The following is a 23,156-nucleotide window of genomic DNA, read 5'->3' as shown; positions in this document are numbered from 1 at the left end:
TTGATTTAAATTTCTTTTATGGGTTGGGGGCGTGAATGAACCATCTTAATCTTTTAAAAGGCACGTGGCCTGAAGCTTATAAGCATGGACATCACGCTTTGCAAGCGGCGAAAACCCAGCGCAATGATGTGGCTTTATTGTGTTTGCGAGCTTATTTGAGCGCCATTGTAGAGCGGGTCTATGAGGTTTTGTATTTGAAAAAGCCTGTGGAAAATACGCTGTTTGCACATTTGAGCAGTCACAGTTTTACCCAATTATTCGATGAAAAAATCATTGCCAGCATGCATCAAATCCGTTTGCATGGCAACAAAGCGGCTCATGCACAAGACATAGGCGACAGTGATATTCAATCATTGTTACAAGAAGCCGACAAATTGGCTTTGTGGTTTGCACAAATTATGTCTAGGCAATTGCCTGTCACTTTGCCCAAATTAGGCTTGCCCAATCAACCCCTTCAAACCGAAACCATGTCTGCAAGTTTGCAGCGTGTATCTGATTTAATGCAAGAAGACGATGAGTTACATGACGCTTCTATTGCCGTACTTAAACCGCCTGTTTCTGAAACCACTGTAACGACATTATTGACACAAACTCAGCAAAATGCCGCAATGCAATACGAATTGTCACAACAATATTGGCAAGACAATCAGTTTTTAAAAGGATTGATTTGGTTGAAAAAAGCAGCTGAAAACCAACATGCTCAAGCCCAATATGATTTGGCAATGCAATATGCCGATGGTCAAAAAATCAAAGCCAATCGTGATTTGTATTTGCATTGGATTGAGCGCAGTGCTGACAGCGGTTATGCCGTGGCGCAATTGGAATTGGGGCGGGTGTATTTAGAATTGGATGCTGTGGCGGATCATTTTGAAGTGGCTTTGTTGTGGTTTCATGAAGCGGCAGAGCAAGATTGCATTGAGGCGCAATTGGAGTTGGCACAAATGTATGCCAAAGGATATGGCATCAATCAAGACTTACAACAGGCGTTTGCCATTTTAAAACAAGCGGCCTTAAGCCAAAACCCCGAAGCTTTATACCAATTGGCTATGATGTATGCCAATGGTGTTGGCGTCAAACAAGATGCTTATGCGGCCTTGGAAACATTGGCGCAAGCAGCTGAGCAAGGCTCGGATAAGGCGATGTATCAATTGGCAAATTGGTATGGGCATGGGCATGTGGTGTTGGAGAGTGTGGACGAGGCTTTGGTGTGGTATCGGCAAGCGGCAGAAAAAGGCCATATCGGCGCACAATATTATTTAGGCTATGCTTATGATGAAGGCGAGGGTGTGGCCGCGGACAGCACAGAGGCGGTGAAATGGTATCTTTTGGCGGCACAACAAGGTCATGCCGATGCCCAATACCGTTTGGCATGTGCATATGATTTTGGTGATGGCGTGCTCACCGATAAAAGAAAATCGGTGTATTGGTATCGATTGGCTGCCGAACAAGGTCATATGGATGCGCAAAACAATTTGGCTTGTGCTTATAACTGGGGCGAGGGGGTAGTAAAAAACCAGCAAGAAGCGGCCAAATGGTACCGCTTGGCGGCCATGCAAGACGATGTAGATGCGCAGTTTGATTTGGGCTGTTTGTATGAGTTGGGCGAAGGCGTGGCACAAGATTTTGCAGAAGCGGTGAAATGGTATCGTTTGGCAGCGGAACAAGATCATGCGGGTGCTCAATACCGTTTAGGGCGTGCATATGATTTTGGGTTGGGTGTGAATGAACATGCCCAACGAGCCGTAGAATGGTATTTGTTGGCAGCAGCTAAAAATCATATGGATGCCCAATTTGATTTGGGTCGCTCGTATAGTTTTGGTGAGGGCGTGGGGCAAAATGCCCAAGAGGCATTGAAATGGTACCGTTTGGCGGCAGAGCAAGGTCATGCCGATGCCCAATATTATTTGGCTTACGCTTATGATACGGGTGAGGGCGTGTTGACCGATGCCAAAGAAGCGATGAAATGGTATCGCTTGGCAGCAGCGCAAGGGCATGAAGATGCTCAATACAATTTGGCATATGCATATGAGTTTGGTGAAGGGGTGAAAGTCAATCGCAAACAAGCACTCAAATGGTATCGTTTGGCTGACAAAATGGGCTCTTGAAATTACACGAATATGGGCATTTAAACAGCAGCGTCCTGTAACTTACAGGACGCTGATTTTTTATCCATTGTTTTAAAAATGCATGAATTGAGGATTTTTATATGCTTATTTTATGATTTTTGTATATTTAAATTGGCGCTTTGTTATGATGCTTATCCAATTGCATACTCATTTTACAGGACGCTTAGCATGAAAATTTTAAACCGCACACAAGCTAAAAAATGGGGACTTGTGGCGATGGTGGCGGTGTTGTTAAGCCAAACAGTGGCGGGCGTCACGTGTTATCAACAAGACATGTTGACTTTGCTCAGCAGCATCGGATTTTTTATTTTGCCACCTTTGCTACCCGCTATTGTGGCTTGGCTTTTTTTGAATCCTTTGCGCGCTGTTGTCGGTTGTGTATTTTTCGTGCCGTGGTTATTGCTGGCATATTACATCGATTGCATCGCCCCGTATGAGGGCGGAGGGGCATCGATGGTATTTGTGGTGGTGTTGTTTGGCGGGTTTGTGACGAGTTTGTTGGGCGTGTTGTTGGGTGCTTGGGTCATGAGAAAATTTGGAATTGTCGTGACCATGAATTAATTGAGTGTTTAAAAGCGTCCTGTAAAGATTACAGGACGCTTATTACATATTGGAAAGCGATTAAAATTCTTCTGTGTCAATTTCTAATTGCGTTGCCGCAGGATAGCGTGTACCTGTCACGGTTTGTTGGTTGATCAGTTTGCCCGCTTGGGTCAAAATGTCAGCTGCAATATTCAATTCAGATACAGCAATATTGTCTGCCAAATGTTGCAATTGGGTGGTGCCCGGAATGGCGACGATGTTGTCTGCTTGTGCCAAAACCCAATACAAAGCCAATTGCGCAGGCGTGCAGCCAGCTTCTTGTGCCAACGCGACGTAAGCAGGCAACAAATTCAAATTGGCAGCAAAATTTTCGCCTTTGAAGCGTGGCATACCCAAGCGAATGTCATTGCTAGGCAAAGTGGCTGTGTCGTGCAACACATTGCCTAAAAAACCGCGTGCGACAGGGCTAAATGCCACCAGCGTTGCGCCTATGTCTTTACAGGCCGCTATCGTGCCCAATTCTGGATTGCGTGTCCACAATGAGTATTCGTTTTGCACGGCGGCAATGGCGTGTTCTTGGTGCGCTTTGTACAAAGTTTCGGCAGAGACTTCCGACAAGCCTAAAAAGCGTACTTTGCCCGCTTCGACCATGCGACCCATTTCGCCAACGCTCTCTTCAATTGGCACGCTTTTGTCAAAGCGGTGCAAGTAATACAAATCAATCACGTCGGTTTGCAAGCGTTTTAATGATTCGTCGATTTGGCGGCGCAAGGTTTCAGGACGCCCATCAATCACACGTTTGCCATCGACGCCGCCCATGCCGCATTTGCTGGCCAAGAAAAATTGTTGGCGTTGGCTTTTTAAAGTGTTGCCAATTAAGGTTTCGTTTTTGCCAAAACCGTAAAGTGTGGCGGTGTCTAAATGGTTGTAACCCAAATCCAAAGCCTTGAAGAGCAAGGTTTGCGCTTCGGATTGTGTCGGTGGGACGCCATAAGCGTGGCTCAAATTCATGCAGCCCAAACCAATAGGGTTAACCTGAGTGTCGGCCAAAGTGCGTGGTGCAAACATGCCAAATCCTTTTGAATGTATGAAGATAAAAAACACCCATTAGGCGACCTGTACGCAACCTAATGGGTGTTTGTTTACACGCTTAAATAAGATTTAAGCCTGTAATTGTTGCTCTAAAGCATGCAAAGTGCGGTAGCAATCCATCACCGATTGAACCGATGAATTTGGCTCACGACCTTCGATAATGGCTGCCACAAATTCGCGGTCTTGCAATTCGATACCGTTGTTGGATACAGTCACGCCTGTCAAATCAATTGGCTCTTCTTTGCCAGTGACCAAATCGTCGTAACGGGCGATGTAAGTGCCGTTGTCGCCGATGTAGCGGAAGAATGTGCCTAAAGGGCCGTCGTTGTTGAACGACAAAGACAAGGTGCAAATCGCGCCGTTTTCAGCTTGCAATTGAATCGACATGTCCAACGCAATGCCCAATTCAGGGTGAATCGGACCTTGTACCGCGTTGGCTTTTACAATGGGAGAGCCTGCTTGGTAGCGGAACAAGTCAACGGTGTGCGCGGCATGGTGCCACAACAAATGGTCGGTCCAAGAGCGTGGTTCGCCTTTGGCATTGATGTTTTTACGGCGGAAGAAGTAAGTTTGCACGTCCATTTGTTGGATGTTCAATTCGCCTGCCGTGATTTTGTTGTGCACGTATTGGTGTGATGGGTTAAAGCGGCGAGTGTGGCCAACCATCGCTACCAATTTGGTTTCTTGTTGCAACGCCAACACTTCTTCAGCACCAGCCAAAGTGTCTGCCAATGGAATTTCCACTTGCACGTGTTTGCCCGCTTTCAAGCAAGCCACAGATTGTGCTGCGTGCATTTGTGTAGGCGTACACAAAATCACCGCGTCCACTTGGTCTGAAGCCAAAGCTTCGTCCAAGCTGCCTGAAGCGTTAGGAATACCGTATTGATCGGCAACCACTTGTGCTTTTTCTTTGGAAGAGCCAACGACAAAAGTCACTTCTGCGTTGTCGATGTTTTTCAAGCCATCTAAGTGTTTGATACCGAATGCACCGGTACCGACTAAGGCGATACGTACTTTTTGAGTCATGTCGTCTTTCCTAAATTATTGGTTTTCTAAAATCAAGTGACCCACTGCGGTGTTGGACGCTGGCACATGGTAAAAACGGTGCGTCACTTTTGGCGCTTTGTCTTCGTCCATGGCACCGCGAGCGATCAACCACATCACCAATTCCACGCCTTCAGAACCTGCTTCACGCAAATATTCCACGTAGTTTTTCTCAGCCAACTCAGCAGGCGTGTTGATCAAATCGTCCAAGAATTGGTTGTCCCATTCTGGATTGATCAAACCTGCGCGAGGGCCTTGCAATTGGTGGCTCATACCGCCTGTGCCCCAAATGTGTACGTTCAAATCTTCGTCGTAAGATTCAACCGCGCGGCGAATGGCTTTGCCCAATTCGTAGCAACGGCGGCCTGAAGGAATCGGGTATTGCACCACGTTCACGTGCAAAGGAATCACTTTCACTGGCCATTGTTCAACATCGCCAAACATCAAGCTCATTGGCACGGTCAAACCGTGGTCCAATTTCATTTTGTTGCACAAAGTCAAATCGAAGTCTTGCGTGATCACAGAATGCGCAATGTGTGCCGCCAAATCAGGTGCACCTTCAATATCAGGTACAGGACGCGGGCCCCAACCTTCGTCGCAGGTTTCAAAATTGGCAGCGGTACCCAACGCGAATGTTGGAATCAATTCCAAGCTGAAATTGTTGGCGTGGTCGTTGTAAACCAAGAATACCACGTCAGGCTTGTTGTCTTTGTGCCATTGTTTGGAAAACTCATAACCATCGAACACTTTTTTCCAATAGGGTTCTTCGTGTTTTTTCAAGTCCCAAGCCGCGCCGATTGCTGGCACGTGTGAGGTGTACACGCTTGCAGTGATTTTAGCCATTATTTGTCTTCCTTTGCTTTGTCTTCCCATTCATGGATGTAACGGTTGCCGTCAATTTTGCGACCGCCACCGAGCATCATGTCGCGGTATGCTTCTTCGCTCATACCGGTCATAGAGCCTGCCATTTGTTGGAAAGAATGACCATCGGTTGCACCGATTTTGGCCAAAAAGTAAATGTTGCCACCCAAGTCCATGCAGCGGTTCAAATCGCGCGCCAAAACCGCTTGTTTTTGGTCTTCGCTCATTGGCCATTCGTCCAAATACGCACGCTCATCGGCTTTGAAGCGCGCACGGTTCTCTGCACTCATCAACGACATGCAAAATTGGTTCAAATGGTAACCTTTGCGTGATTGCTCAGAGTCAAACACGATGGTACCTGGAATGTCTTTATACGGTTTTTCAATTGCCATGGTATCTCTCTTCTATATAAAACATAGTGTTTTAAGCGACTTCTTCAGGCCAGTACAAACGCATCGGATTGTCGACCAACAATTGTTGGCGTTCAGTCTCGGTTGGTGCAATTTGTGCAATGTATTCCACCAACAAACCGTCGTCTGGCATGTGGTCTTTTAAGTTAGGATGCGGCCAATCTGTGCCCCACAACACGCGCTCTGGGAACAATTCCATCAAGCGACGGGCAAATGGTGCCACATCTGTGTAAGGACGGGTTTCACTATCCAAAGCTTTAGGACCGGTCACGCTCAAGCGTTCTGGGCAAGACAATTTCGACCAAATGTTGCTGTGCTCGCGCATCAACTTCACGAACAATTCAAATTCTTCGCCGTTCACATCTTTGCTCACGTCAGGGCGACCCATGTGGTCTACCACGACTGTTGTTGGCAAGTTGGTGAAGAAGTCCCACAGTTCAGGCAAAGAGCTATAGTCATTTCTGGTGTATGACGAACAAATGAAGAAGGCGTATCCTGTTGATTGATTTCCGACCAAAGATTTCAACCAACAAAAGGAATACGCCATGACTGATTCTAACCCAAATGCATTCGTACAACCACAGCAAACATTCAATGACCCATTGACCGATTTGCTGCGTCAGGGAGCCAGGGAGTTGATTGCCAAAGCAGTTGAAACCGAATTGCAGATTTTGCTGGAGCAACACTCACCCAAGAAACTTCCCGATGGTCGCCAAGCATTGGTCAGAAATGGTTATTTGCCGGAACGAACAGTGCAGACTGGCATTGGTGATGTACAGGTGAAAGTGCCGAAGGTACGAGATCGCAGTGGTGACGGTGTGTGTTTCAACAGTCAATTGTTGCCGCCTTATTTGAAACGTACCAAAAGCATCGAAGAATTGCTGCCATGGCTGTATTTGAAAGGCATTTCCACAGGTGACCACCAACAAGCTTTGGCGGCTGTATTGGGAGAGCAGGCCAAAGGCTTGTCAGCCAATACCATCAGTCGTTTGAAGCAACATTGGACGGACGAACATCGGCAATGGAGCCAGCGGGATTTAAAGGGCAAACGCTATGTGTATTGGTGGGCCGATGGCATTTACAGCAATGTGCGATTGGACGATAGACTGTGTTTGCTGGTCATCATTGGTGTGACTGATCAAGGACATAAAGAGTTGGTGGCGGTTGAAGATGGTTATCGGGAATCTGAAGTCAGTTGGTCAGAAGTGTTGATAGGCTTGCGTTTGAGGGGTTTGGAAACCAGTCCAAAATTGGCGGTCGGCGATGGTGCGTTGGGCTTTTGGAATGCCATGGCCAAGTCTTATCCAGACACCAAACATCAGCGCTGTTGGGTGCACAAAACGGCCAATGTGTTGGCAGCCGTACCCAAATCGGTACAAGGCAAATTGCGAGAGGCTTTGAAAGAAATTTGGATGGCCGAAACCAAAGAAAGTGCAGAACAAGCCTTCAAACAAACAGTGGCTCGCTTTGGTGACAAATACCCCAAAGCCATTAACAAACTGGTGAAGGATGAAGAAGAGTTATTGGCATTCTATGACTTTCCAAATGTGCATTGGACGCACATCCGCACCACCAACCCGATTGAATCCACGTTTGCTACCGTACGATTGCGTAGTAAGCGGGCTAAAAACTGCGGTTCCAGAGAAACCACTTTGGCGATGGTGTACAAATTATTGGAAACGGCCCAAAAGCGTTGGCGCCGGATTCAAGGATTCAACTTATTGACCTTGGTGGTCAACAACGTCATCTTCAAAGATGGCAAGCAGGAAGACGAGCAATCAACAGAGAAAGCGGCCTGAATGCCATACACCAGATTTGACAATAACTCTCAGGCAAATCTGGGGCTTCAAAGTAAATCACAATATGCCAGCCGAACGGTGCAATTTTAGCAGCAATCGCTTCCAAATCCGCTTTGGGCATGAAATCTACCAAGCGTTTGACGAAGTTAAAACGCACACCACGCACGCCAGCGTCATGTAAGGCTTGGATTTCTTCGGTGGTGATGTTCACACCAACGGTGGCCACGCCACGCGCTTTGCCGTTGGATGCAATCAGTGCGTCTACCAAAGCGCGGTTGTCTTTGCCGTGGCAGGTTGCTTGCACAATCACGTTGCGCGCAAAACCCAAATGGTCGCGCAAAGCAAACAATTGGTCTTTGGAGGCATCGCAAGGCGTGTATTTGCGTTCAGGTGCGTAAGGGAATTCGTCGCCTGGGCCAAACACGTGACAATGTGCATCTACTGCGCCTACTGGCAATGTCAAAGAGGGTTTGGTTGGACCTTGGTACCAGTCTAACCAACCGGGAGTTTTTTCAAATGTTGTGCTCATGATGTGTCCTTTGCTTAGTCGATGTATTTCAAGCCAGCTTTTTCCAAAGGCTCACGCATTTTGTACATGTCCAAGCCCAATTCGCCTGCTTCAAAACGTGCGCGTTTTTCGCCTTCGAACGATTCGCGTTTTTCAGCCGCGTCAGCGACTTCTTGCGCGCGTTCACGCGGCACCACGACCACGCCGTCTACGTCAGCAACCACCACGTCGCCTGGATTGACCAACATGCCTGCACAAACAACTGGCACGTTTACCGAACCCAAAGTGGCTTTGATCGTGCCCTTAGCATGAATGGCTTTGGCAAACACAGGGAAACCCATTTGCTCCAAATCCGCCACGTCGCGCACGCCACCGTCAATGATCAAGCCCTTCGCGCCGCGCGCTTTGAAAGAGGTCGCCAACAAGTCGCCAAAAAAGCCATCGGCGTTGTCAGTAGTACAAGCAGCCACAGCCACGTCGCCCGGTTGCAATTGTTCAGCGGCAACGTGCATCATCCAGTTGTCACCTGGTTGCAACAATACCGTTACCGCCGTGCCACAAATTTTCGCGCCGTTGTATACAGGACGCATGTAAGGTTTCATCAAGCCAATGCGGCCCATCGCTTCGTGGATGGTTGCCACGCCAAAGCGTGATAATTTTTCAACTGCAGCAGCATCCGCACGTTCAATATTGCGTTTAACCACGCCCAATTGGTTTAAAGTCATTTCCATGATTACAATCCTTTCGCTTTCAATTGCGCATCCAAACGTGGGAACACACGACGGGTGTTGGCTTCGTAAATATTGTGTTTTTCTTCAGCGGTGATTTTGGCTTTTTCGATGTATTGTTTGGTGTCATCGAAGTAATGACCTGTGCGTGGGTCAATGTCGCGCACCGCACCAATCATTTCGGATGCAAACAACACGTTTTTGTTTGGAACGACATCGAGCAACAAATCAATGCCAGGCTGATGGTAAACGCAAGTATCGAAGAAGATGTTGTTCATCAAATGTTCTTCGATTTCTGGTTTTTTCATAATCATCGCCAAGCCGCGGAAACGACCCCAGTGGTAAGGCACTGCGCCACCGCCATGAGGAATTAAGAAACGCAAGGTTGGGAAGTCGCTGAACAAATCACCTGTCAAACATTGCATGAAGGCCGTGGTGTCTGCTGCCAAGTAATGCGCGCCTGTGGTGTGGAAGGCTGGGTTGCAGCTGGTGCTCACGTGTACCATCGCAGGGATGTCGTGCTCGACCATTTTTTCGTAAATGGGATACCAGTATTTGTCGGTCAACGGCGGCGATGTCCAATGACCGCCTGATGGGTCTGGATTCAAGTTCAAGCCCACATTACCGTATTCGTTCACACAACGGTCTAATTCAGCGATACACGTCTCAATCGGTACGCCAGGAGACTGTGGCAACATCGCAGCTGGCACAAAACGGTCTGGGTACAATTGAGAGACGCGGTAGCACAATTCATTACAAATGGCCGCCCAAGTGGCAGACACTTGATAGTCACCAATGTGGTGTGCCATGAAGCTTGCGCGTGGTGAGAAAATCGTCAAGTCCGAGCCACGCTCGTTCATGAATTTTAATTGGTTGGATTCTAAAGTTTCGCGGATTTCATCGTCACTGATTTTCAAATCAGCCACTTTAGGCATTTGACTTGGGCTGTTAACCGCAGCGATTTGTTTTTCACGCCAGTCAGCCAAAGCTTTAGGAGCGGTCGTGTAGTGACCGTGACAGTCAATGATTAAACTCATGTTCTCTTCAACCTTTTATTGTGAATGTGTGCTCGTTGTGTGGACAACGGGCAAACTGAAAGAAGCGTTATCTTGCTGATTTTTATTTGGAAAATAACCGACTAAGTGTCTGTTGTAATAGAAAAATCGAGCATGAACGAAGCTAGCTGATATTAGCCGCAAACAAAGCTTAGAAAAAAGAAGACGATGCGACTACTAGATATGCTGAAATGACATAGAACCGTTTGCATAATTCATGCAAACGGTTCCATTTTTTGAGATAACTTTTACAGGACGCTTTATGCCAGTCGGTTTGGAATCATCACTTCGCCACGCATAATCAAGCGGGCAGTGCGAAGCAAGGCTGCACTCAAAACATTGGTGGAATCGTTGGCATCAGTGGTCAATTCCACGCTGAATTCGCCGCTTGGGTGTTCAATTGACATCAAGCTGCTGTTACCAGAAACTTGTCCTGCCACGGCCAAACCATCGGCAACCGAGTTAGGCAACACGCAAGCGGTTGCCACAGTCACTGCCGCCAACACGCCAATGGCATCGTGGCACACATGCGGAATATAGCAACGGGTGTGAATCGCGCCGCCGTTAATAGGATGGTTGAGCAAACACATTTTCGGATAATTTTTGCCTGACACATCGCCCAAACCCATTTTCAAAGCGGCCTGTAAACGCAATTGTTCGATTTTGGCTTTCAAATCGGCATCTTGGTTTAAATCTGCCACGCTTTCATACGCAGTGCGTTTAACATCAGCTGCGCGTACCAAAACCATTGGCATGCCGTTGTCGATACAGGTCGCTTCCAATGCGCCAATGCCGTCAATGTCAAATGTGTCGATGACATTGCCCGTTGGCAACAATGAACCTGCTACCGAGCCTGCGGTGTCCAAGAAATTGATTTTGATTGGTGCATTGGTGCCCGGTGCGCCATCAATACGTGCATCGCCTTCGTAAGCAATTTCGCCATTAGGCGTTTGTACGGTGATTTCAGCGACCATGCCAGTGTTGACGGTCAAAACTTTCACCGTGGTGGTGTCGCCTTGCGCCTGAATCAAGCCTTTTTCTAACGCAAATGGCACGACTGCTGCAAGCATATTGCCGCAGTTAGGCGTGGTGTCTACTGTGTCTTTTTCAGGTTGTAATTGGGCAAACAAAAAGCTCAAATCCGCGTCCGAGCCGTCATGTAAATCCACAATGCCGACTTTGCTGGTCAACGAATGCGCGCCGCCCAAACCATCAATTTGGCGTTTGTCAGGCGAGCCGACCGCAGCCAATAAAACCGCATCGCGTTTGGCAATGTCGCTAGGCAAGTCTTTGGCGTAGAAAAAAGGACCTTTTGAGGTGCCGCCACGCATGAACAGGCAAGGCACAGCAGTTTGATTGGCCATCTTCGATTGCTCCAATGTAAGTTTATTGCATCAATATCATTTATAATGTTGCAACGATGCCGTTTTGTAAGGCGGAACATGCAGTCGCAACGATTCTATCTTGTATTATCAAAGGTGGCTGCTTGGCAAAACAGCACAGTGACAATCTATTTGTTATGTATTTTTGTTATAGAAAGTGGTGGTGAGCGGTGGAGCTGAAGCAACTTAAGTATTTCATGCACGTGGCAGAATTGGGGAGTTACACTCGTGCGGCAGAGGTGATTGATGTGGCGCAGCCTGTGTTGAGCCGCCAAATTCGCCAATTGGAAATCGAGTTGCGTCAAAATCTGCTCATTCGTCATGGTCGTGGTGTGGTGTTGACCGATGCAGGACGCACTTTGTTGCAACACGTCAATGTCATTATGGATCAAATCGACCAAGCGTATGAAGACTTGAGTTTGTCTGATGGCAAATTGTCAGGACACATCACCATCGGCTTGCCGCCAACAGTCGCCAAGCTCATTGCCATTGATTTGGTGCGTTTGTTCAAACAGCGTTTGCCTTTGGCGAGCTTGACCATCGAAGAAGGTTTGACGGTGCACATTGAGGAAAATTTGGGTTTGGGGCGCATGGATATTGGTTTGCTCAACAATCCGACTTTCTCTCCCCATATCGATACCAGATTGATTGTCGAAGAAGAGCTGTATTTGATTGCTCAAAAAGGTGCTTTCCCACAAGAACAAGAAGTGATTGATTTGAAAGATTTGGCCAATATTTCGTTGATTATGCCGACATTGCCCAATCCATTTCGAGTATTGGTGCAAGCGCAATTGGCAGAAATCGGCTTAAAGCCAAAAATCGATTGGGAAATTAACAGCGTCGGCACCATCGTCAAATTGGTGAATGAAGGTGTCGGTTGTGCGGTGTTGTCGAAATATTGTTTGGCCTTGGTGAAAAATGGCGACGATATGATGGCGGTGCGCATTCAAAATCCTAGCTTGGTGAATCGTTTGTACGTTGGCTATTCTGCCAAACGTTCGACCACACGTTTGCAAAAAGAAACGCTCAAAATATTAGAAGAAATTTGTCAGAAGTATTTTTAATTCAACATATTTGTCATCTGGTTTACAGGACGCTTAAAGCGTCCTGTAATTTTTTTGGTGGGTGAATGTGCTTGTTGTGTGATGGTGGTGCCTTTTTTGACTACGATGTCATGGATAAAGAGAGTAACATCTTTGTTATGATTCATTTATCCTGATGGATTTCAATATGCCTTGGCAGTCTTTGTGGGAAGCCACGCAATTTTCTTTGTCGGTGACTTTGCCCAATTTGATTTTATTGAGTTTGGGCTTGTGGTTGCGTTATCGCCAACAAGTTGACCATCACTTTTGTGCCCAAGCATCGAATTTGGTCTTCAATTGGTCGTTGCCATTGTTGATGTTTTTCAGCATTGTCGGTTCGGATGCCGATTACCGCTCTCAAGTGGATATGGTCATTGCGGGTGTGATTTGTGCGTTGATTTTGTTTTTTGCATGTGAATGGTTGGCGAAAAAAATCATTCCCGAAGTGCGAGACCGTGGAGTGTTTGTGCAAGGCGTGTATCGAGGCAATACGGGCATTGTGGGTTTGGCATTTTGTGCCAATGCTTATGGTGCAGAAGGGATTGCTATCGGTGCGGTGATGACTGGAGCCATGACTTTTTTGTACAATATTTTGGCGGTCATTACCTTAACCCGTTCGCTAAACCCCGGTAAAAAAGTGCAATGGGGACACATGTTGCTGCAAATGGTGAAAAATCCGCTGATTTTATCGATTTTGATAGCGATTGTTTGGAAATATTTTGCCGTTCCTGTGCCAATGGTATTGAATCAAACAGGACATTTTTTGGCATCGATGGCATTGCCTTTGGCCTTGCTTTGCGCAGGAGCGGCATTTGATGTCAAATCGGTGCTGAAAGTCAGTGGCGTGTCACAAGGGTCTAGCGTGGGGCGTTTGGTCGCAGCGCCTGTGTTGGCGGTAATGGTTGGCAAAGCGATGGGCTTGGAAGGCGTGCAGTTTGGCGTGTTGTTCATGATGAGCGCCACACCTGTGGCGGCAGCCAGTTATGTGATGGTCAAAGCGATGGGCGGCAACGATGTGGCCGCTGCCAATATTGTCGGTATCACCACGTTTGGTGCGATGTTCAGCGCAGCCATTGGTTTGGGCTTGATGCGACCTTTGGGTTGGTTGTAAAAAATGGTTATCCAATTAAAACAAGCGTCCTGTAAACCGTTTACAGGACGCTTGTTTGTAAATATCCAACAAGGTTTAAGCTTGGAACGACCACGCTAAAATGTGCGTGTGTTTTTGTCCTTGTGACATTTCCAAAACTTGAATGTGCGGCACTTTGCGCTTTTTCAATTCTTTTTTCAATGGCGGCACATGGTTGAGGTTAGACACGATCGAGGTGAACCAGCCGACTTGTTTGGCATAATGCACGCTTTCGTCAATCATGCTGCGCAAAAAGGCCAATTCGCCACCTTCGCACCACAATTCTTGTTGTTGACCACCAAAATTGCGCACGCTAGAAGATTTTGCGCCTTTCAGATTGCGCCATTTGCGCGCTGCTTGGGCGTTGGCTTCATCTTGCGACCTGAAAAATGGCGGGTTACACAGCGTGATATCAAAATATTCGCCTGTTTGAATGATGCTATTGAAAATGTGTTCAGGCCGCTTTTGTTGGCGCAATTGTATGTTTTGCAATAATGGATGCGCATCAATCAATTTTTGAGCGTGTTTGAGTGCGCTTGGGCTGACTTCGCTGCCAACCATTTCCCAATTTAAAGCTCGATGGGCGATGATGGGATAAATCAAATTGGCGCCTGTGCCAATATCCAAAGCCTTAATTGGCAAGGCTTGGCGGTTTACAGGACGCTGTTGTAATAAATCAGCGATGTGGTGAATGTAATCGGCACGTCCCGGAATCGGTGGGCACAAAAATCCTTGTGGCAGCGTCCATTGGTCGATGCCATAAAAATGTTTGAGCAAGGCTTTGTTCAAACACACCACCGCTTTGGCATTGGCAAAAGCTATACTGGCTTCGCCTTTGGGTGTTTGGATGATGAAGCCTTTTAATTCAGGCAAGGTTTTGACCAACGCAGCCAAATCATAACGTCCGTGATGCGGATTGTTAGGGTGCAATGTATTGGTTTTGGCTTGAGGTGGCGTGTTGTGCGCAGAGGTTTGAGCAGGTTTCATGGTCAGTTTGCAAATCGATTAAGGCTTTATTTTAGCATGGATGCGTGTTGGCTTCGTTGACTTACTGCGAGGCGAGCGCTTTGGCATTGGGTTTGCATGTATGGCTTGGTTGAGATGGATGTGATTGAAAGTATACAAAAATGCAGTGGTTTTGGATGGAATTGATTGCCGTGAGTGTGACAGCATTGCAAGGCTATGTGTTGCAACAATATGCACAATCATTAGAGCCAGAAACATCGACTCAAAACACGAATGGTAAGCCGTGGTTGGGTGTGGGTATTTCGGTTGTGTTGTTGTCGGGCTTGGTGTGGCTGTTACAGCAAGGTTGGTTGGAATGATGGTGTTGGGATTTGTTTAGCCCATGAAAAACAGCGTCCTGTAACTTACAGGACGCTGTTTGATGTGATTTGATTTTATTCTGATGCAGATGGTGTGTCGGTATCGATGACATCATCGTTGTCGGACACAACAGGCAAAGCATTAAACCAGCTTTGTACGGTTTGTTCCACTTCTTCGATGCCTTGTTTTTTCAGGCTAGAGAACAATTGCACCGTCACTTGTTGGCGTTCCATATAAGGTTTCAACGCTTTTTTGACCACGCCCAAAGCTTTGATTTGTTCGTTTTTAGATAATTTGTCGGCTTTAGAAAGCAAAATGTGGACAGGTTGACCCGTTTCGGCAAAGAAATCCAACATTTTTTTGTCCAATTCTTTCAATGGATGGCGCACATCCATAATCAAAATCAGACCAATCAAACTTTCGCGTGTTTGCAAGTATTGACCGAGTAAACGCACCCAATGCGCACGCACATCTTCAGGCACTTGCGCATAACCGTAGCCGGGCAAATCCGCTAAAAAATAACCATTGCGCAACTCAAAAAAGTTGATGTGTTGCGTGCGTCCCGGTGTTTTGGACACGTAAGCCAAACGCACATGGTTGGTCAAAGTGTTGATAGCACTGGATTTGCCAGCATTCGAGCGACCCACAAAGGCAATTTCTGCCTTGGTGTAAGGCAAATCTTTTAAGTGGTTCACTGTGGTAAAAAATTGGGCGTTTTGGAATAAAGACATAGTGAGGTATATACCAATCAAACAAGGCATACAGTTTAGCACGTTTTAACCCTGTGATAATTTTGACTTTATTGTAAGTGTGCTGGCAAAAGGCGGCGTGGTCGCGGTTTTGAAGGGCAATAATGGTAAACTGCCGCCGATTGTGATGAAAAACATATTGTTGCTATGGCTTGAGTTAGGATGAAAACAGGCAGCAAACGCTGCTCAAACAGACTGAATGTGATGAAGAAAAAAATACCTTTGAGGCACCGTCCATGGTTTGAATTTTTAAGTTCCATGCGTTTTGCGGTGGTTTTGCTAACTTTGTTGGCGATAGCGTCCATGATAGGCACTGTGTTGCAACAAAATCAGCCTATGACAGATTATGTGGTCAAATTTGGTCCATTTTGGTTTCCCATCTTCAAAACTTTGGGCTTGTTTGATGTGTATGCTGCGCCTTGGTTTGTGGTTATTTTGTTGTTTTTGGTGGTGTCTATCAGTTTGTGCGTGTGGCGGCACACGCCTGCATTTTTGCGTCAAATGCGCTCTTTTCGTTTGAATGCCAGTGCCAAATCCTTGGCAGCCATGAAACACACCGTTTTGTTAGAAGGTGAATTGCCTGTGGCGGTATTGCAGCGTTATTGGCAAGTGCAAGGATTTCAAGTCAAAACCCAAGCCCATGCAGATGGCAGCGTGATGGTGGCAGCGAAAAAAGGCAGCGCCAGCAAACTCGGTTATATATTTGCACACGTTGCGATTGTGGTGATTTGTATTGGCGGCTTGATAGACAGCAATATGGATTTGAATTGGGGGCGTTTGCTTGGGAATATTGTGCCTGACAATCAAACCATCCTAGCCAAAGATTTCGCGCCTGAAGCTCGTTTGGATGCAAAAACTTTGTCGTTTCGTGGCAATGTCACCATAGCGGAAGGGCAAGCCACCGATGTGGTGTTTTTGAATGCGGGCGATGGTTTGGTGGTGCAGGATTTGCCATTTGTCGTCCAATTGGAACGGTTTCATGTGGATTTTTATGAAACAGGCATGCCTAAAAACTTTGCCAGCGATTTGTTGATTACCGATAAACAAAGCGGTCAAACCGAACAGGCAACAATCAAAGTCAATCAACCGTTTATTCAAGATGGCGTGGCGATTTTTCAATCCAGTTTTGGCGATGGCGGTTCAGATTTGGTTTTGCAAGCTTGGGATGTGCGCAGACCTTGGGCAAACTCGGCAAGCGTCCAAGCCAAATCATTGCAAAACTTGCCTTTGGTTTTGGACAATCAAGATTATCAAATTGAATTGGAACAATTGCGGGTTTTGAATGTAGAGGATGCCAATGACACGCCAGCAAGCGTCCTGAAACCTGTCATGCACGATGTGCGCAATGTCAATTCAGCGCAAACGCTGCACAATGTGGGTCCCACTATCACATATAAGGTGCGAAATACCACAGGAGTGGCGCATGAATATTTGTCTTATATGTTGCCGCTTACGCGTGAGGGTGAGCGATATTTTGTGATTGGTGAACGGGCATCGGTGGCAGAGGATTACCGTTGGGTGAAATTGCCAGCCGACCAAGAGGGTGAATTGAAAACGGTAATGTGGTTGCGCCAAGGCTTTGCCAATCCAGCGGTGCGAGACAAAGCGGTGGCGGCGGCATTACAAGACATGGACACAGCGACAGCGGCAAGATTGAAACCTGTGGTCGAACAGGTGTTGCATTTGTTTTCGCAAGGCGGTTATGTGGCGTTGAATGGTTTTGTTGCGACGAATTTTACTGCAACAGAACAGCCGCACATGCAAAAATTATTCACCGACATTTTGCAAATCAGCAGTGTGGTGGTGTTGAATGAAGTGTTGCAAGCCAATGGTGAGGCAGCTTGGCAAGATACGCCTGAACGGGCGCATTTCATGGCGATGGCTTTGGAAGGATTGACCGATTTTAGTCAAATGCAAGCACCGATTTATTTGCAATTGACTGATTTCAAGCAAGTTCAAGCATCTGGTTTGCAAATGGCCAAATCTCCAGGACGCTATTGGGTATATTTGGGCTCGCTGTTGTTGATTTTGGGAACGGTTTGTATGTTTTATGTGCGTGAAAAACGGGTTTGGGTATGGATTGCAAAGGGATCGATGCGGGTGGCGATGAGCGCGAATAAAGACAGCGGTACAGAAATTCAATTGGCTGAGCATGTGCAGCGTTTGCAAAAATTACAGCAGGATTTGTCATCATGAAGCCTGATTTGATGCTTGAACACGAGTATTTACAACAAAAACGTTGGTGGCAGCGTTTGCAAGTGCAAGATGTGGTGTTTGCGTGTGCGGTATTGTTGGTGGCAGTGTGGGTGCAATGCTTTGCAGGCAATGTTCACATGGATGTTTATGACGCAGGCGTGTTGTGGTTGTCAGTTATTTCAGGCATTGCTTTGGCATGGTTTTTCAGGCCGCTACAAGCTTTTGCGCTAGCGTGCACATTGTTATTTGGCTTGGCTTGGTATGCGTATGGCGGGGATTTTGAACGCTCACAAACGGCGTTTGTATTGCAATATTTTGTAGCCAGTCAATCGGCGATGATGTGGTTGTGTGTGTGCAATGTGTTGGCGTTTGTGTGTTATGTGTTGGCTTTGTTGCAAGCTGCGTGGCGGCCTGTAAACCAAAATACGTTGTCTTTGAGTTTGGCGATTGCTTTGTCATGGGCTGGAGCAGTTTTTGGGATGGTGGGCTTATTGGTGCGTTGGCATGAAAGTTATTTGCTGCGTCCTGAAGCTGGTCACATGCCTGTTTCAAATTTGTACGAAGTGTTTATTTTGTTCATGGTGATGATGGCGTTGATGTTTTTGTATTACGCTCGTCGTCATCAGGCTGAGAAATTGGGCGCATTTGTGTATGCTTTGATGGTGGTTTTGGTGGCGTTTGTGTTGTGGTATAGCGCAGTGCGTGGCGCACATCAAATTCAGCCTTTGATTCCTGCCTTACAATCTTGGTGGATGAAAATCCATGTGCCCGCCAATTTTGTCGGTTATGGTGCTTTTTGTATTGCGGCGGTTTTGGGTGTGGCGCAATTGTGGGTTTTGAAGCGTCCTGAACAAACCATCTTGCCTGATGCCAACGTGATTGATGAAATCATGTACCGCGCCATTGCAGTGGGATTTTTGTTTTTCACGATTGCCACTGTTTTGGGTGCTTTGTGGGCGGCCGAGGCGTGGGGGCGTTATTGGTCTTGGGATCCCAAAGAAACTTGGGCTTTGATTGTGTGGCTTAATTATGCAGTATGGCTGCATTTGCGTTTGGTGTCAGGTTGGCGTGGGCGCTTATTGGCTTGGTGGGCGATTGTTGGTTTTTTTATCACTGCGTTTGCTTTTTTGGGTGTGAATATGCTTTTAAGTGGCTTGCATTCTTATGGTAGTTTGTAAAGTTATCCCAAAACTTGCTTAAATTGAAAACAAGCTGTTACACTTCTAAACATGATTATTACATGGGAGGTGACAGCAATATGAACGAAGATGGTTCGAGTCGACAGACGATACGAGCAGTTTTCTTTTATTTTTTTGTTGTTGCGCCCTAACTATTTGCAGGCAACCTAATCTATGTGATTAGGTTGCCTGTTTTTGTTTATTTTTATTTGGAATAAATACACATGGATTTAAGTTGGGTATTGGAACCTGCGACACTGGCAGGCTTCTTCACCTTATTGATTTTAGAAGTGGTGCTGGGCATTGATAACTTGGTGTTCGTGGCGATTTTGGCGAACAAAGTCAAACCCCAACACCGAGACAAAGCCCGTTTGATTGGTTTGGGCTTGGCCGTCGTAATGCGCGTCATCATGTTGGGTTTGATGGCGTATGTGATGACTTGGCAAGAGCCTCTATTTACAGTGTTGGGCAATGAAATTTCTGGCAAAGACCTCATCATGCTTGGTGGTGGTTTGTTCTTATTGTACAAAGCGACAACCGAGTTACATGAGCGTTTAGAAGGCCATGCTGAATACGCAGATGTGAAACAAAAGAAAGGTCATGCTTCTTTCGGTTCTGTAGTGGCACAAATTGTCATCTTGGATTTGGTGTTTTCTGTCGATGCGGTGATTACCGCTGCGGCGATGGTAGAGCACATTACCATTGCGATGGCAGCTGTGATTGTGGCGATGGGCATCATGATTTGGGCATCTAAACCATTGACCGATTTTGTCAACAAACACCCAACTGTCGTGATGTTGTGTTTGGGCTTCTTGTTGATGATTGGTTTCAGTTTGATTGCCGAAGGTTTGGGCTTCAAGATTCCTAAAGGTTATTTGTATGCGGCGATTGGTTTCTCTATTTTGATTGAAATCTTCAATCAAGTATCGACTAAAAACCGTAAGAAAAATGATTTTTCGGTTAAAACTTGGCGCTCTCGTGCTGCTGACAATGTTTTGGGTATGATGGGCATTCGTGAAACTTTACTGGCCAAAGACGGTGCGGTTAATGGTGATAGCAGCCGTTTTGAAGATAATGAAAAATGGATGATTAAGAGCGTGTTGACCTTGGCTGAGCGTCCGATTTTGGGCGTGATGACACCGCGTCCTGAAATCGAGCGTTTGGACATTTCTCAAAGCCAAGAGCAACAAAATACCCAATTGCAAAGAACTCCGTTCTCTCGTTTGATGGTGGTGGGTAAGGCTGGTATTGATGAACCTTTGGGTTATATCAATAAAAAAGATTTGTTGGCACAAGTGTTGAGCGATGGCGCTTTCAGTGTGCACAAAGCTTTGCGTCAACCCTTAATTTTGACCGAAAACGCAACCGTCCTGAATGCCATGGAATTGTTCCGAGCGCAAAGTGCTGATTTGGCTTTGGTGGTCGATGAGTTTGGTGCGATTTTGGGTATGGTGACGATGAAAGATTTGATGGAAACCATCGCAGGTGATTTTCCGGAAGAATACGAGCGTGAAGATTCACCGAGCTTGGAAGAGCATGAAGACCACAGCTTCACCGTTGACGGTAGTTTGGAATACACCACCTTGGCACAGCAAATTCAATTGCCGCCTTTGGATGATTCTGTCGATTACCACACGGTCGCAGGCTTGATGATGGATGAATTGCAAGCGATTGCCAATGTGGGCGACAAAGTCGATTACCACCAATACCGTTTTACTGTGTTGGAAAAAGTCGGTCAACGCATTGAGCGCATCAAAGTGGAACGCATTTCTGACGAAGAGTGGTTTCAAAACAACGAATGATGCAGATGTAGAACATTGGCATCTATCTATAACAGGCGGCTGAGGCTGCCTGTTTTTTTGTGAGAACTACAGATGTCTGAAAACACAGAGTGGATAGTGAAAAAATGGTGTGTTTATTTGATTGAATGTGCCAATGGTGCTTATTATTGTGGCATTACGACCGATGTAAAGCGTCGTTGGCAGCAACATTTGGCTGGCAAAGGTGCCAAATACACCCGAGCCCATCGACCTGTGGCTATGAAAATGTTACAGGACGCTTTGAGCCACACAGACGCTTTGCGACAAGAATACCGTATCAAGCAATTGCCACGTGCGCGCAAACAGATATTGTGGAATGCTGCGGTATGGTGTTTTCAATCCATTCTTAATAGGAAGAATTTTATGTACCAAGTCCATCAAGTGAACCAAAGTGGTTTGCTAGCGGTATCCGACACCCATCAAATGTATTGGGAAGATTGTGGCAATCCCAACGGTAAACCGGTGATTTTTTTGCATGGTGGCCCCGGTGGTGGTTCGTCACCTGCTACTCGTGGTTTTTTCAATCCTGAGGTATACCGCATCATTCAAATTGACCAACGTGGTTGTGGTCAATCTTTGCCGCATGCATGTGTAGAGGACAACGATACTTGGAAGATTGTGGCTGATATTGAGGCTTTGCGTGAGCATTTGGGCATTGATAAATGGATGGTGTTTGGCGGCTCTTGGGGTTCCACTTTGTCGTTGGTATATGCTCAAGCGCATCCTGAGCGGGTAACCGAATTGGTGTTGCGTGGTATTTTCTTGTTCCGTGATTTTGAAAGCGATTGGTTGTACAAGCGTGGCGGGGCTTCACAAATTTTCCCTGAAGCATGGGAAGCATTTGAACAATTCATTGCGCCTGAACATCGTGGTGATTTGATCAAAGCGTATCACGATATTTTGTTTGGTGAGGGTGTGTCAGCGAGTTTGAAAATACAGGCCGCTCGTCAATGGTGCGAGTGGGAAGAGCACATTGTGTTTTTGAATCCTCGTGAGCCTGATTCTGATGATGCGCATGTATTGGCCATTTCGAGCATGGAAAACCACTATTTTTATCATCAAGGTTTTATTGGTGAGGACAAAATCATTTTGAACCACATCGATAAAATTCGTCACATTCCGACCATTATTGTGCAAGGTCGTTACGACATTTGTACGCCTATACGCTCGGCTTATGATTTGAAGCAAGCGTTTCCTGAAGCCAGTTTGCGCGTGGTCATTGGTGGGCATTCTAGCTTTGATACTGAGGTGAACAAGGCATTGGTAGCGGCTACCGATGAGTTTGCGCAACATATTTAAATTCAATATGGTTTAACCATTTTAAAGCGTCCTGTAAATTTTTACAGGACGCTTTTTGTATGTAAATAAAGATTTTATAAATGAATGGTAAATTTGACGCAATCGGTTTGTTGCGCCAATTCATTGTACAAATCAAGGTTGGCTGGGCGGTGTTTGGATGATGCGTGCCAATACACCAAGCAGCAATTGCGTTCTTGTGCCAACAGCCTTGTTGCCGTAATCAACGCTTTTTCCAATGGCAAAGCGTCGCTGTCACTGGCTGCATGAACATGTAAATCTTCTACATAACAACAATCTCGTGCATCCCAAGTATTGTGATGAAACACCAAGTGGGCGAAACCTTGTAGCTTGTTATTGGCATACACACCCAAGCCAATTAAATTGGTTTCATTGGCGCTTAAAATGTATTTCCAAGTATTTAATGTGGTGTCATGAGACAGATTGGCTTGGTGAGTTTGTAGATATTGTTGCCAAAGTGTTAGCCAGTCGTTGTAGTCGTGTAGTTGTAAGGCTTGCGTTTGTATCATGATGGCGGCTCTTTTTTGAAATGGGTTGGTGTTTCTTTAAGGCGCAAACCATCTGCCAAAAGTTCCAAGGTTGGACGGCAATATGAAGCGTATAGGGATAGAAATGGCGTTTGGAAAAATTTGAATTTGAGGCAGTTAAATGGAATTTTTAAACAGAAATTTTTTGGCGGTTTGGTGTCAATTAAATAATTGATTTTATTATTCAATTCAATCTTAATGAGCTGAATGTATCAACCATATACCATATGACATATTTTTATATATGTCGAGCTGATAATACAAATGAACTTAATCATAAAAAT

22 protein-coding genes and 1 pseudogene are annotated in these 23,156 nt (G+C 46.2%); 11 read left to right on the top strand and 12 right to left on the bottom strand.

Annotated elements, in window-relative coordinates; genetic code table 11:
- Positions 1-35 precede the first annotated feature (35 nt).
- The gene (locus ADP71_RS10410) at positions 36-2,105 is read left to right on the top strand and encodes a tetratricopeptide repeat protein (protein WP_019957945.1); all 2,070 of its coding nucleotides are present in this window, start codon (positions 36-38) and stop codon (positions 2,103-2,105) included.
- Positions 2,106-2,294: 189 nt separating this feature from the next.
- Positions 2,295-2,687: a hypothetical protein gene (locus tag ADP71_RS10405; protein ID WP_019957946.1), complete on the top strand. Its 393-nt coding sequence runs from the start codon at positions 2,295-2,297 to the stop codon at positions 2,685-2,687.
- Between the two features lie 60 nt (positions 2,688-2,747).
- Here the strand turns inward: ADP71_RS10405 and ADP71_RS10400 are convergent, their stop codons facing one another.
- The 5 genes from ADP71_RS10400 to ADP71_RS10380 all read right to left on the bottom strand — a co-directional run bounded on the left by ADP71_RS10400 (position 2,748) and on the right by ADP71_RS10380 (position 6,521).
- On the bottom strand, positions 2,748-3,737 hold the full coding sequence (locus ADP71_RS10400) for an aldo/keto reductase (protein WP_019957947.1): 990 nt from the start codon (positions 3,735-3,737) through the stop codon (positions 2,748-2,750).
- A 93-nt stretch (positions 3,738-3,830) separates the two neighbouring features.
- Entirely contained in the window at positions 3,831-4,787 is a 957-nt protein-coding gene (locus ADP71_RS10395; RefSeq protein WP_019957948.1) for a Gfo/Idh/MocA family oxidoreductase, read from the bottom strand.
- 15 nt (positions 4,788-4,802) lie between these two features.
- Positions 4,803-5,648, bottom strand: coding sequence for a class III extradiol dioxygenase subunit beta (locus tag ADP71_RS10390; RefSeq protein WP_019957949.1), 846 nt, complete (start codon positions 5,646-5,648; stop codon positions 4,803-4,805).
- Positions 5,648-6,058, bottom strand: a complete 411-nt coding sequence (gene ligA / locus ADP71_RS10385; RefSeq protein WP_019957950.1) for a protocatechuate 4,5-dioxygenase subunit alpha — start codon at positions 6,056-6,058, stop codon at positions 5,648-5,650. The genes ADP71_RS10390 and ligA overlap by 1 nt, the downstream gene beginning before the upstream one ends.
- A 31-nt stretch (positions 6,059-6,089) precedes the next feature.
- On the bottom strand, positions 6,090-6,521 hold the full coding sequence (locus ADP71_RS10380) for an amidohydrolase family protein (RefSeq protein WP_237343011.1): 432 nt from the start codon (positions 6,519-6,521) through the stop codon (positions 6,090-6,092).
- 100 nt (positions 6,522-6,621) lie between these two features.
- On the opposite strand from ADP71_RS10380, the gene ADP71_RS10375 reads away from it, so the two are divergent.
- Positions 6,622-7,875: an IS256 family transposase gene (locus ADP71_RS10375; RefSeq protein WP_104931213.1), complete on the top strand. Its 1,254-nt coding sequence runs from the start codon at positions 6,622-6,624 to the stop codon at positions 7,873-7,875.
- Here ADP71_RS10375 and ADP71_RS10370 read toward each other — a convergent pair.
- From ADP71_RS10370 to ADP71_RS10355, 4 genes are all read right to left on the bottom strand, one after another.
- Positions 7,826-8,404 (bottom strand): amidohydrolase family protein, encoded by a 579-nt coding sequence (locus tag ADP71_RS10370; RefSeq protein WP_216604002.1) that lies wholly within the window; start codon positions 8,402-8,404, stop codon positions 7,826-7,828. The genes ADP71_RS10375 and ADP71_RS10370 overlap by 50 nt on opposite strands.
- A gap of 14 nt (positions 8,405-8,418) precedes the next feature.
- Positions 8,419-9,114 (bottom strand): 4-carboxy-4-hydroxy-2-oxoadipate aldolase/oxaloacetate decarboxylase, encoded by a 696-nt coding sequence (ligK, locus tag ADP71_RS10365; protein WP_104932139.1) that lies wholly within the window; start codon positions 9,112-9,114, stop codon positions 8,419-8,421.
- Positions 9,115-9,116: 2 nt separating this feature from the next.
- Positions 9,117-10,148 carry an amidohydrolase family protein gene (locus ADP71_RS10360; protein WP_019957953.1) on the bottom strand — a complete coding sequence of 344 codons (1,032 nt, stop codon included), beginning with the start codon at positions 10,146-10,148 and terminating at the stop codon, positions 9,117-9,119.
- A gap of 278 nt (positions 10,149-10,426) precedes the next feature.
- Positions 10,427-11,530 carry a 4-oxalomesaconate tautomerase gene (locus ADP71_RS10355; RefSeq protein ID WP_019957954.1) on the bottom strand — a complete coding sequence of 368 codons (1,104 nt, stop codon included), beginning with the start codon at positions 11,528-11,530 and terminating at the stop codon, positions 10,427-10,429.
- Between the two features lie 188 nt (positions 11,531-11,718).
- Here ADP71_RS10355 and ADP71_RS10350 point away from each other — a divergent pair, with 188 nt between their 5' ends.
- Together ADP71_RS10350 and ADP71_RS10345 are read left to right on the top strand one after the other, a co-directional pair.
- Positions 11,719-12,612: a LysR family transcriptional regulator gene (locus tag ADP71_RS10350; protein WP_026353486.1), complete on the top strand. Its 894-nt coding sequence runs from the start codon at positions 11,719-11,721 to the stop codon at positions 12,610-12,612.
- 166 nt (positions 12,613-12,778) lie between these two features.
- Entirely contained in the window at positions 12,779-13,741 is a 963-nt protein-coding gene (locus ADP71_RS10345; RefSeq protein WP_237343010.1) for an AEC family transporter, read from the top strand.
- A gap of 75 nt (positions 13,742-13,816) precedes the next feature.
- Here the strand turns inward: ADP71_RS10345 and rlmF are convergent, their stop codons facing one another.
- A complete protein-coding gene (gene rlmF / locus ADP71_RS10340; protein ID WP_019957958.1) occupies positions 13,817-14,746 on the bottom strand; it encodes a 23S rRNA (adenine(1618)-N(6))-methyltransferase RlmF in 930 nt (309 codons plus the stop codon).
- A 140-nt stretch (positions 14,747-14,886) separates the two neighbouring features.
- On the opposite strand from rlmF, the gene ADP71_RS10335 reads away from it, so the two are divergent.
- A complete protein-coding gene (locus tag ADP71_RS10335; RefSeq protein WP_019957959.1) occupies positions 14,887-15,084 on the top strand; it encodes a hypothetical protein in 198 nt (65 codons plus the stop codon).
- Between the two features lie 75 nt (positions 15,085-15,159).
- Here ADP71_RS10335 and yihA read toward each other — a convergent pair whose 3' ends face one another.
- Complete coding sequence (gene yihA / locus ADP71_RS10330) at positions 15,160-15,816, bottom strand: ribosome biogenesis GTP-binding protein YihA/YsxC (RefSeq protein WP_019957960.1); 657 nt, start codon at positions 15,814-15,816, stop codon at positions 15,160-15,162.
- A 222-nt stretch (positions 15,817-16,038) separates the two neighbouring features.
- Between yihA and ADP71_RS10325 the strand changes: the two genes are divergently transcribed.
- The 5 genes and pseudogenes from ADP71_RS10325 to pip all read left to right on the top strand — a co-directional run bounded on the left by ADP71_RS10325 (position 16,039) and on the right by pip (position 22,327).
- Positions 16,039-18,030, top strand: coding sequence for a cytochrome c biogenesis protein ResB (locus ADP71_RS10325; RefSeq protein ID WP_104932411.1), 1,992 nt, complete (start codon positions 16,039-16,041; stop codon positions 18,028-18,030).
- A complete protein-coding gene (gene ccsB / locus ADP71_RS10320) occupies positions 18,027-19,208 on the top strand; it encodes a c-type cytochrome biogenesis protein CcsB (RefSeq protein WP_019957962.1) in 1,182 nt (393 codons plus the stop codon). Before ADP71_RS10325 ends, ccsB begins: the two co-directional genes overlap by 4 nt.
- A 224-nt stretch (positions 19,209-19,432) precedes the next feature.
- Positions 19,433-21,010: a TerC family protein gene (locus ADP71_RS10315; RefSeq protein WP_019957963.1), complete on the top strand. Its 1,578-nt coding sequence runs from the start codon at positions 19,433-19,435 to the stop codon at positions 21,008-21,010.
- A gap of 72 nt (positions 21,011-21,082) precedes the next feature.
- Positions 21,083-21,313, top strand: a pseudogene (locus tag ADP71_RS10310) (GIY-YIG nuclease family protein); the annotation flags it as partial.
- A gap of 78 nt (positions 21,314-21,391) precedes the next feature.
- Complete coding sequence (gene pip, locus ADP71_RS10305) at positions 21,392-22,327, top strand: prolyl aminopeptidase (protein WP_026353490.1); 936 nt, start codon at positions 21,392-21,394, stop codon at positions 22,325-22,327.
- Between the two features lie 74 nt (positions 22,328-22,401).
- Here the strand turns inward: pip and ADP71_RS10300 are convergent, their stop codons facing one another.
- Positions 22,402-22,854 carry a hypothetical protein gene (locus ADP71_RS10300; RefSeq protein WP_019957965.1) on the bottom strand — a complete coding sequence of 151 codons (453 nt, stop codon included), beginning with the start codon at positions 22,852-22,854 and terminating at the stop codon, positions 22,402-22,404.
- Between the last annotated feature and the right edge of the window lie 302 nt (positions 22,855-23,156).

Origin of the sequence: Vitreoscilla sp. C1, from assembly GCF_002951955.2 — a bacterium.
Classification (GTDB): Bacteria; Pseudomonadota; Gammaproteobacteria; order Burkholderiales; family Neisseriaceae; genus Vitreoscilla; species Vitreoscilla stercoraria.
The sequence above is the reverse complement of the archived record's forward strand: the minus strand, read 5'-3'. Positions and strand labels throughout refer to the sequence as shown.

Excerpts from the sequence above, each read along its gene's own strand:
- ADP71_RS10375 (WP_104931213.1), top strand. The coding sequence starts at position 6,622 with ATGACTGATTCTAACCCAAATGCATTCGTACAACCACAGCAAACATTC.
- ADP71_RS10405 (WP_019957946.1), top strand. The coding sequence starts at position 2,295 with ATGAAAATTTTAAACCGCACACAAGCTAAAAAATGGGGACTTGTGGCG.
- ADP71_RS10335 (WP_019957959.1), top strand. The coding sequence starts at position 14,887 with ATGCAGTGGTTTTGGATGGAATTGATTGCCGTGAGTGTGACAGCATTG.
- ADP71_RS10325 (WP_104932411.1), top strand. The coding sequence starts at position 16,039 with ATGAAGAAAAAAATACCTTTGAGGCACCGTCCATGGTTTGAATTTTTA.
- ADP71_RS10300 (WP_019957965.1), bottom strand. The coding sequence starts at position 22,854 with ATGATACAAACGCAAGCCTTACAACTACACGACTACAACGACTGGCTA.
- ligA (WP_019957950.1), bottom strand. The coding sequence starts at position 6,058 with ATGGCAATTGAAAAACCGTATAAAGACATTCCAGGTACCATCGTGTTT.
- pip (WP_026353490.1), top strand. The coding sequence starts at position 21,392 with ATGTACCAAGTCCATCAAGTGAACCAAAGTGGTTTGCTAGCGGTATCC.
- ADP71_RS10390 (WP_019957949.1), bottom strand. The coding sequence starts at position 5,648 with ATGGCTAAAATCACTGCAAGCGTGTACACCTCACACGTGCCAGCAATC.
- ccsB (WP_019957962.1), top strand. The coding sequence starts at position 18,027 with ATGAAGCCTGATTTGATGCTTGAACACGAGTATTTACAACAAAAACGT.
- ADP71_RS10410 (WP_019957945.1), top strand. The coding sequence starts at position 36 with ATGAACCATCTTAATCTTTTAAAAGGCACGTGGCCTGAAGCTTATAAG.
- ADP71_RS10400 (WP_019957947.1), bottom strand. The coding sequence starts at position 3,737 with ATGTTTGCACCACGCACTTTGGCCGACACTCAGGTTAACCCTATTGGT.
- ADP71_RS10315 (WP_019957963.1), top strand. The coding sequence starts at position 19,433 with ATGGATTTAAGTTGGGTATTGGAACCTGCGACACTGGCAGGCTTCTTC.
- rlmF (WP_019957958.1), bottom strand. The coding sequence starts at position 14,746 with ATGAAACCTGCTCAAACCTCTGCGCACAACACGCCACCTCAAGCCAAA.
- ADP71_RS10345 (WP_237343010.1), top strand. The coding sequence starts at position 12,779 with ATGCCTTGGCAGTCTTTGTGGGAAGCCACGCAATTTTCTTTGTCGGTG.
- yihA (WP_019957960.1), bottom strand. The coding sequence starts at position 15,816 with ATGTCTTTATTCCAAAACGCCCAATTTTTTACCACAGTGAACCACTTA.
- ADP71_RS10355 (WP_019957954.1), bottom strand. The coding sequence starts at position 11,530 with ATGGCCAATCAAACTGCTGTGCCTTGCCTGTTCATGCGTGGCGGCACC.
- ligK (WP_104932139.1), bottom strand. The coding sequence starts at position 9,114 with ATGGAAATGACTTTAAACCAATTGGGCGTGGTTAAACGCAATATTGAA.
- ADP71_RS10370 (WP_216604002.1), bottom strand. The coding sequence starts at position 8,404 with ATGAGCACAACATTTGAAAAAACTCCCGGTTGGTTAGACTGGTACCAA.
- ADP71_RS10360 (WP_019957953.1), bottom strand. The coding sequence starts at position 10,148 with ATGAGTTTAATCATTGACTGTCACGGTCACTACACGACCGCTCCTAAA.
- ADP71_RS10395 (WP_019957948.1), bottom strand. The coding sequence starts at position 4,787 with ATGACTCAAAAAGTACGTATCGCCTTAGTCGGTACCGGTGCATTCGGT.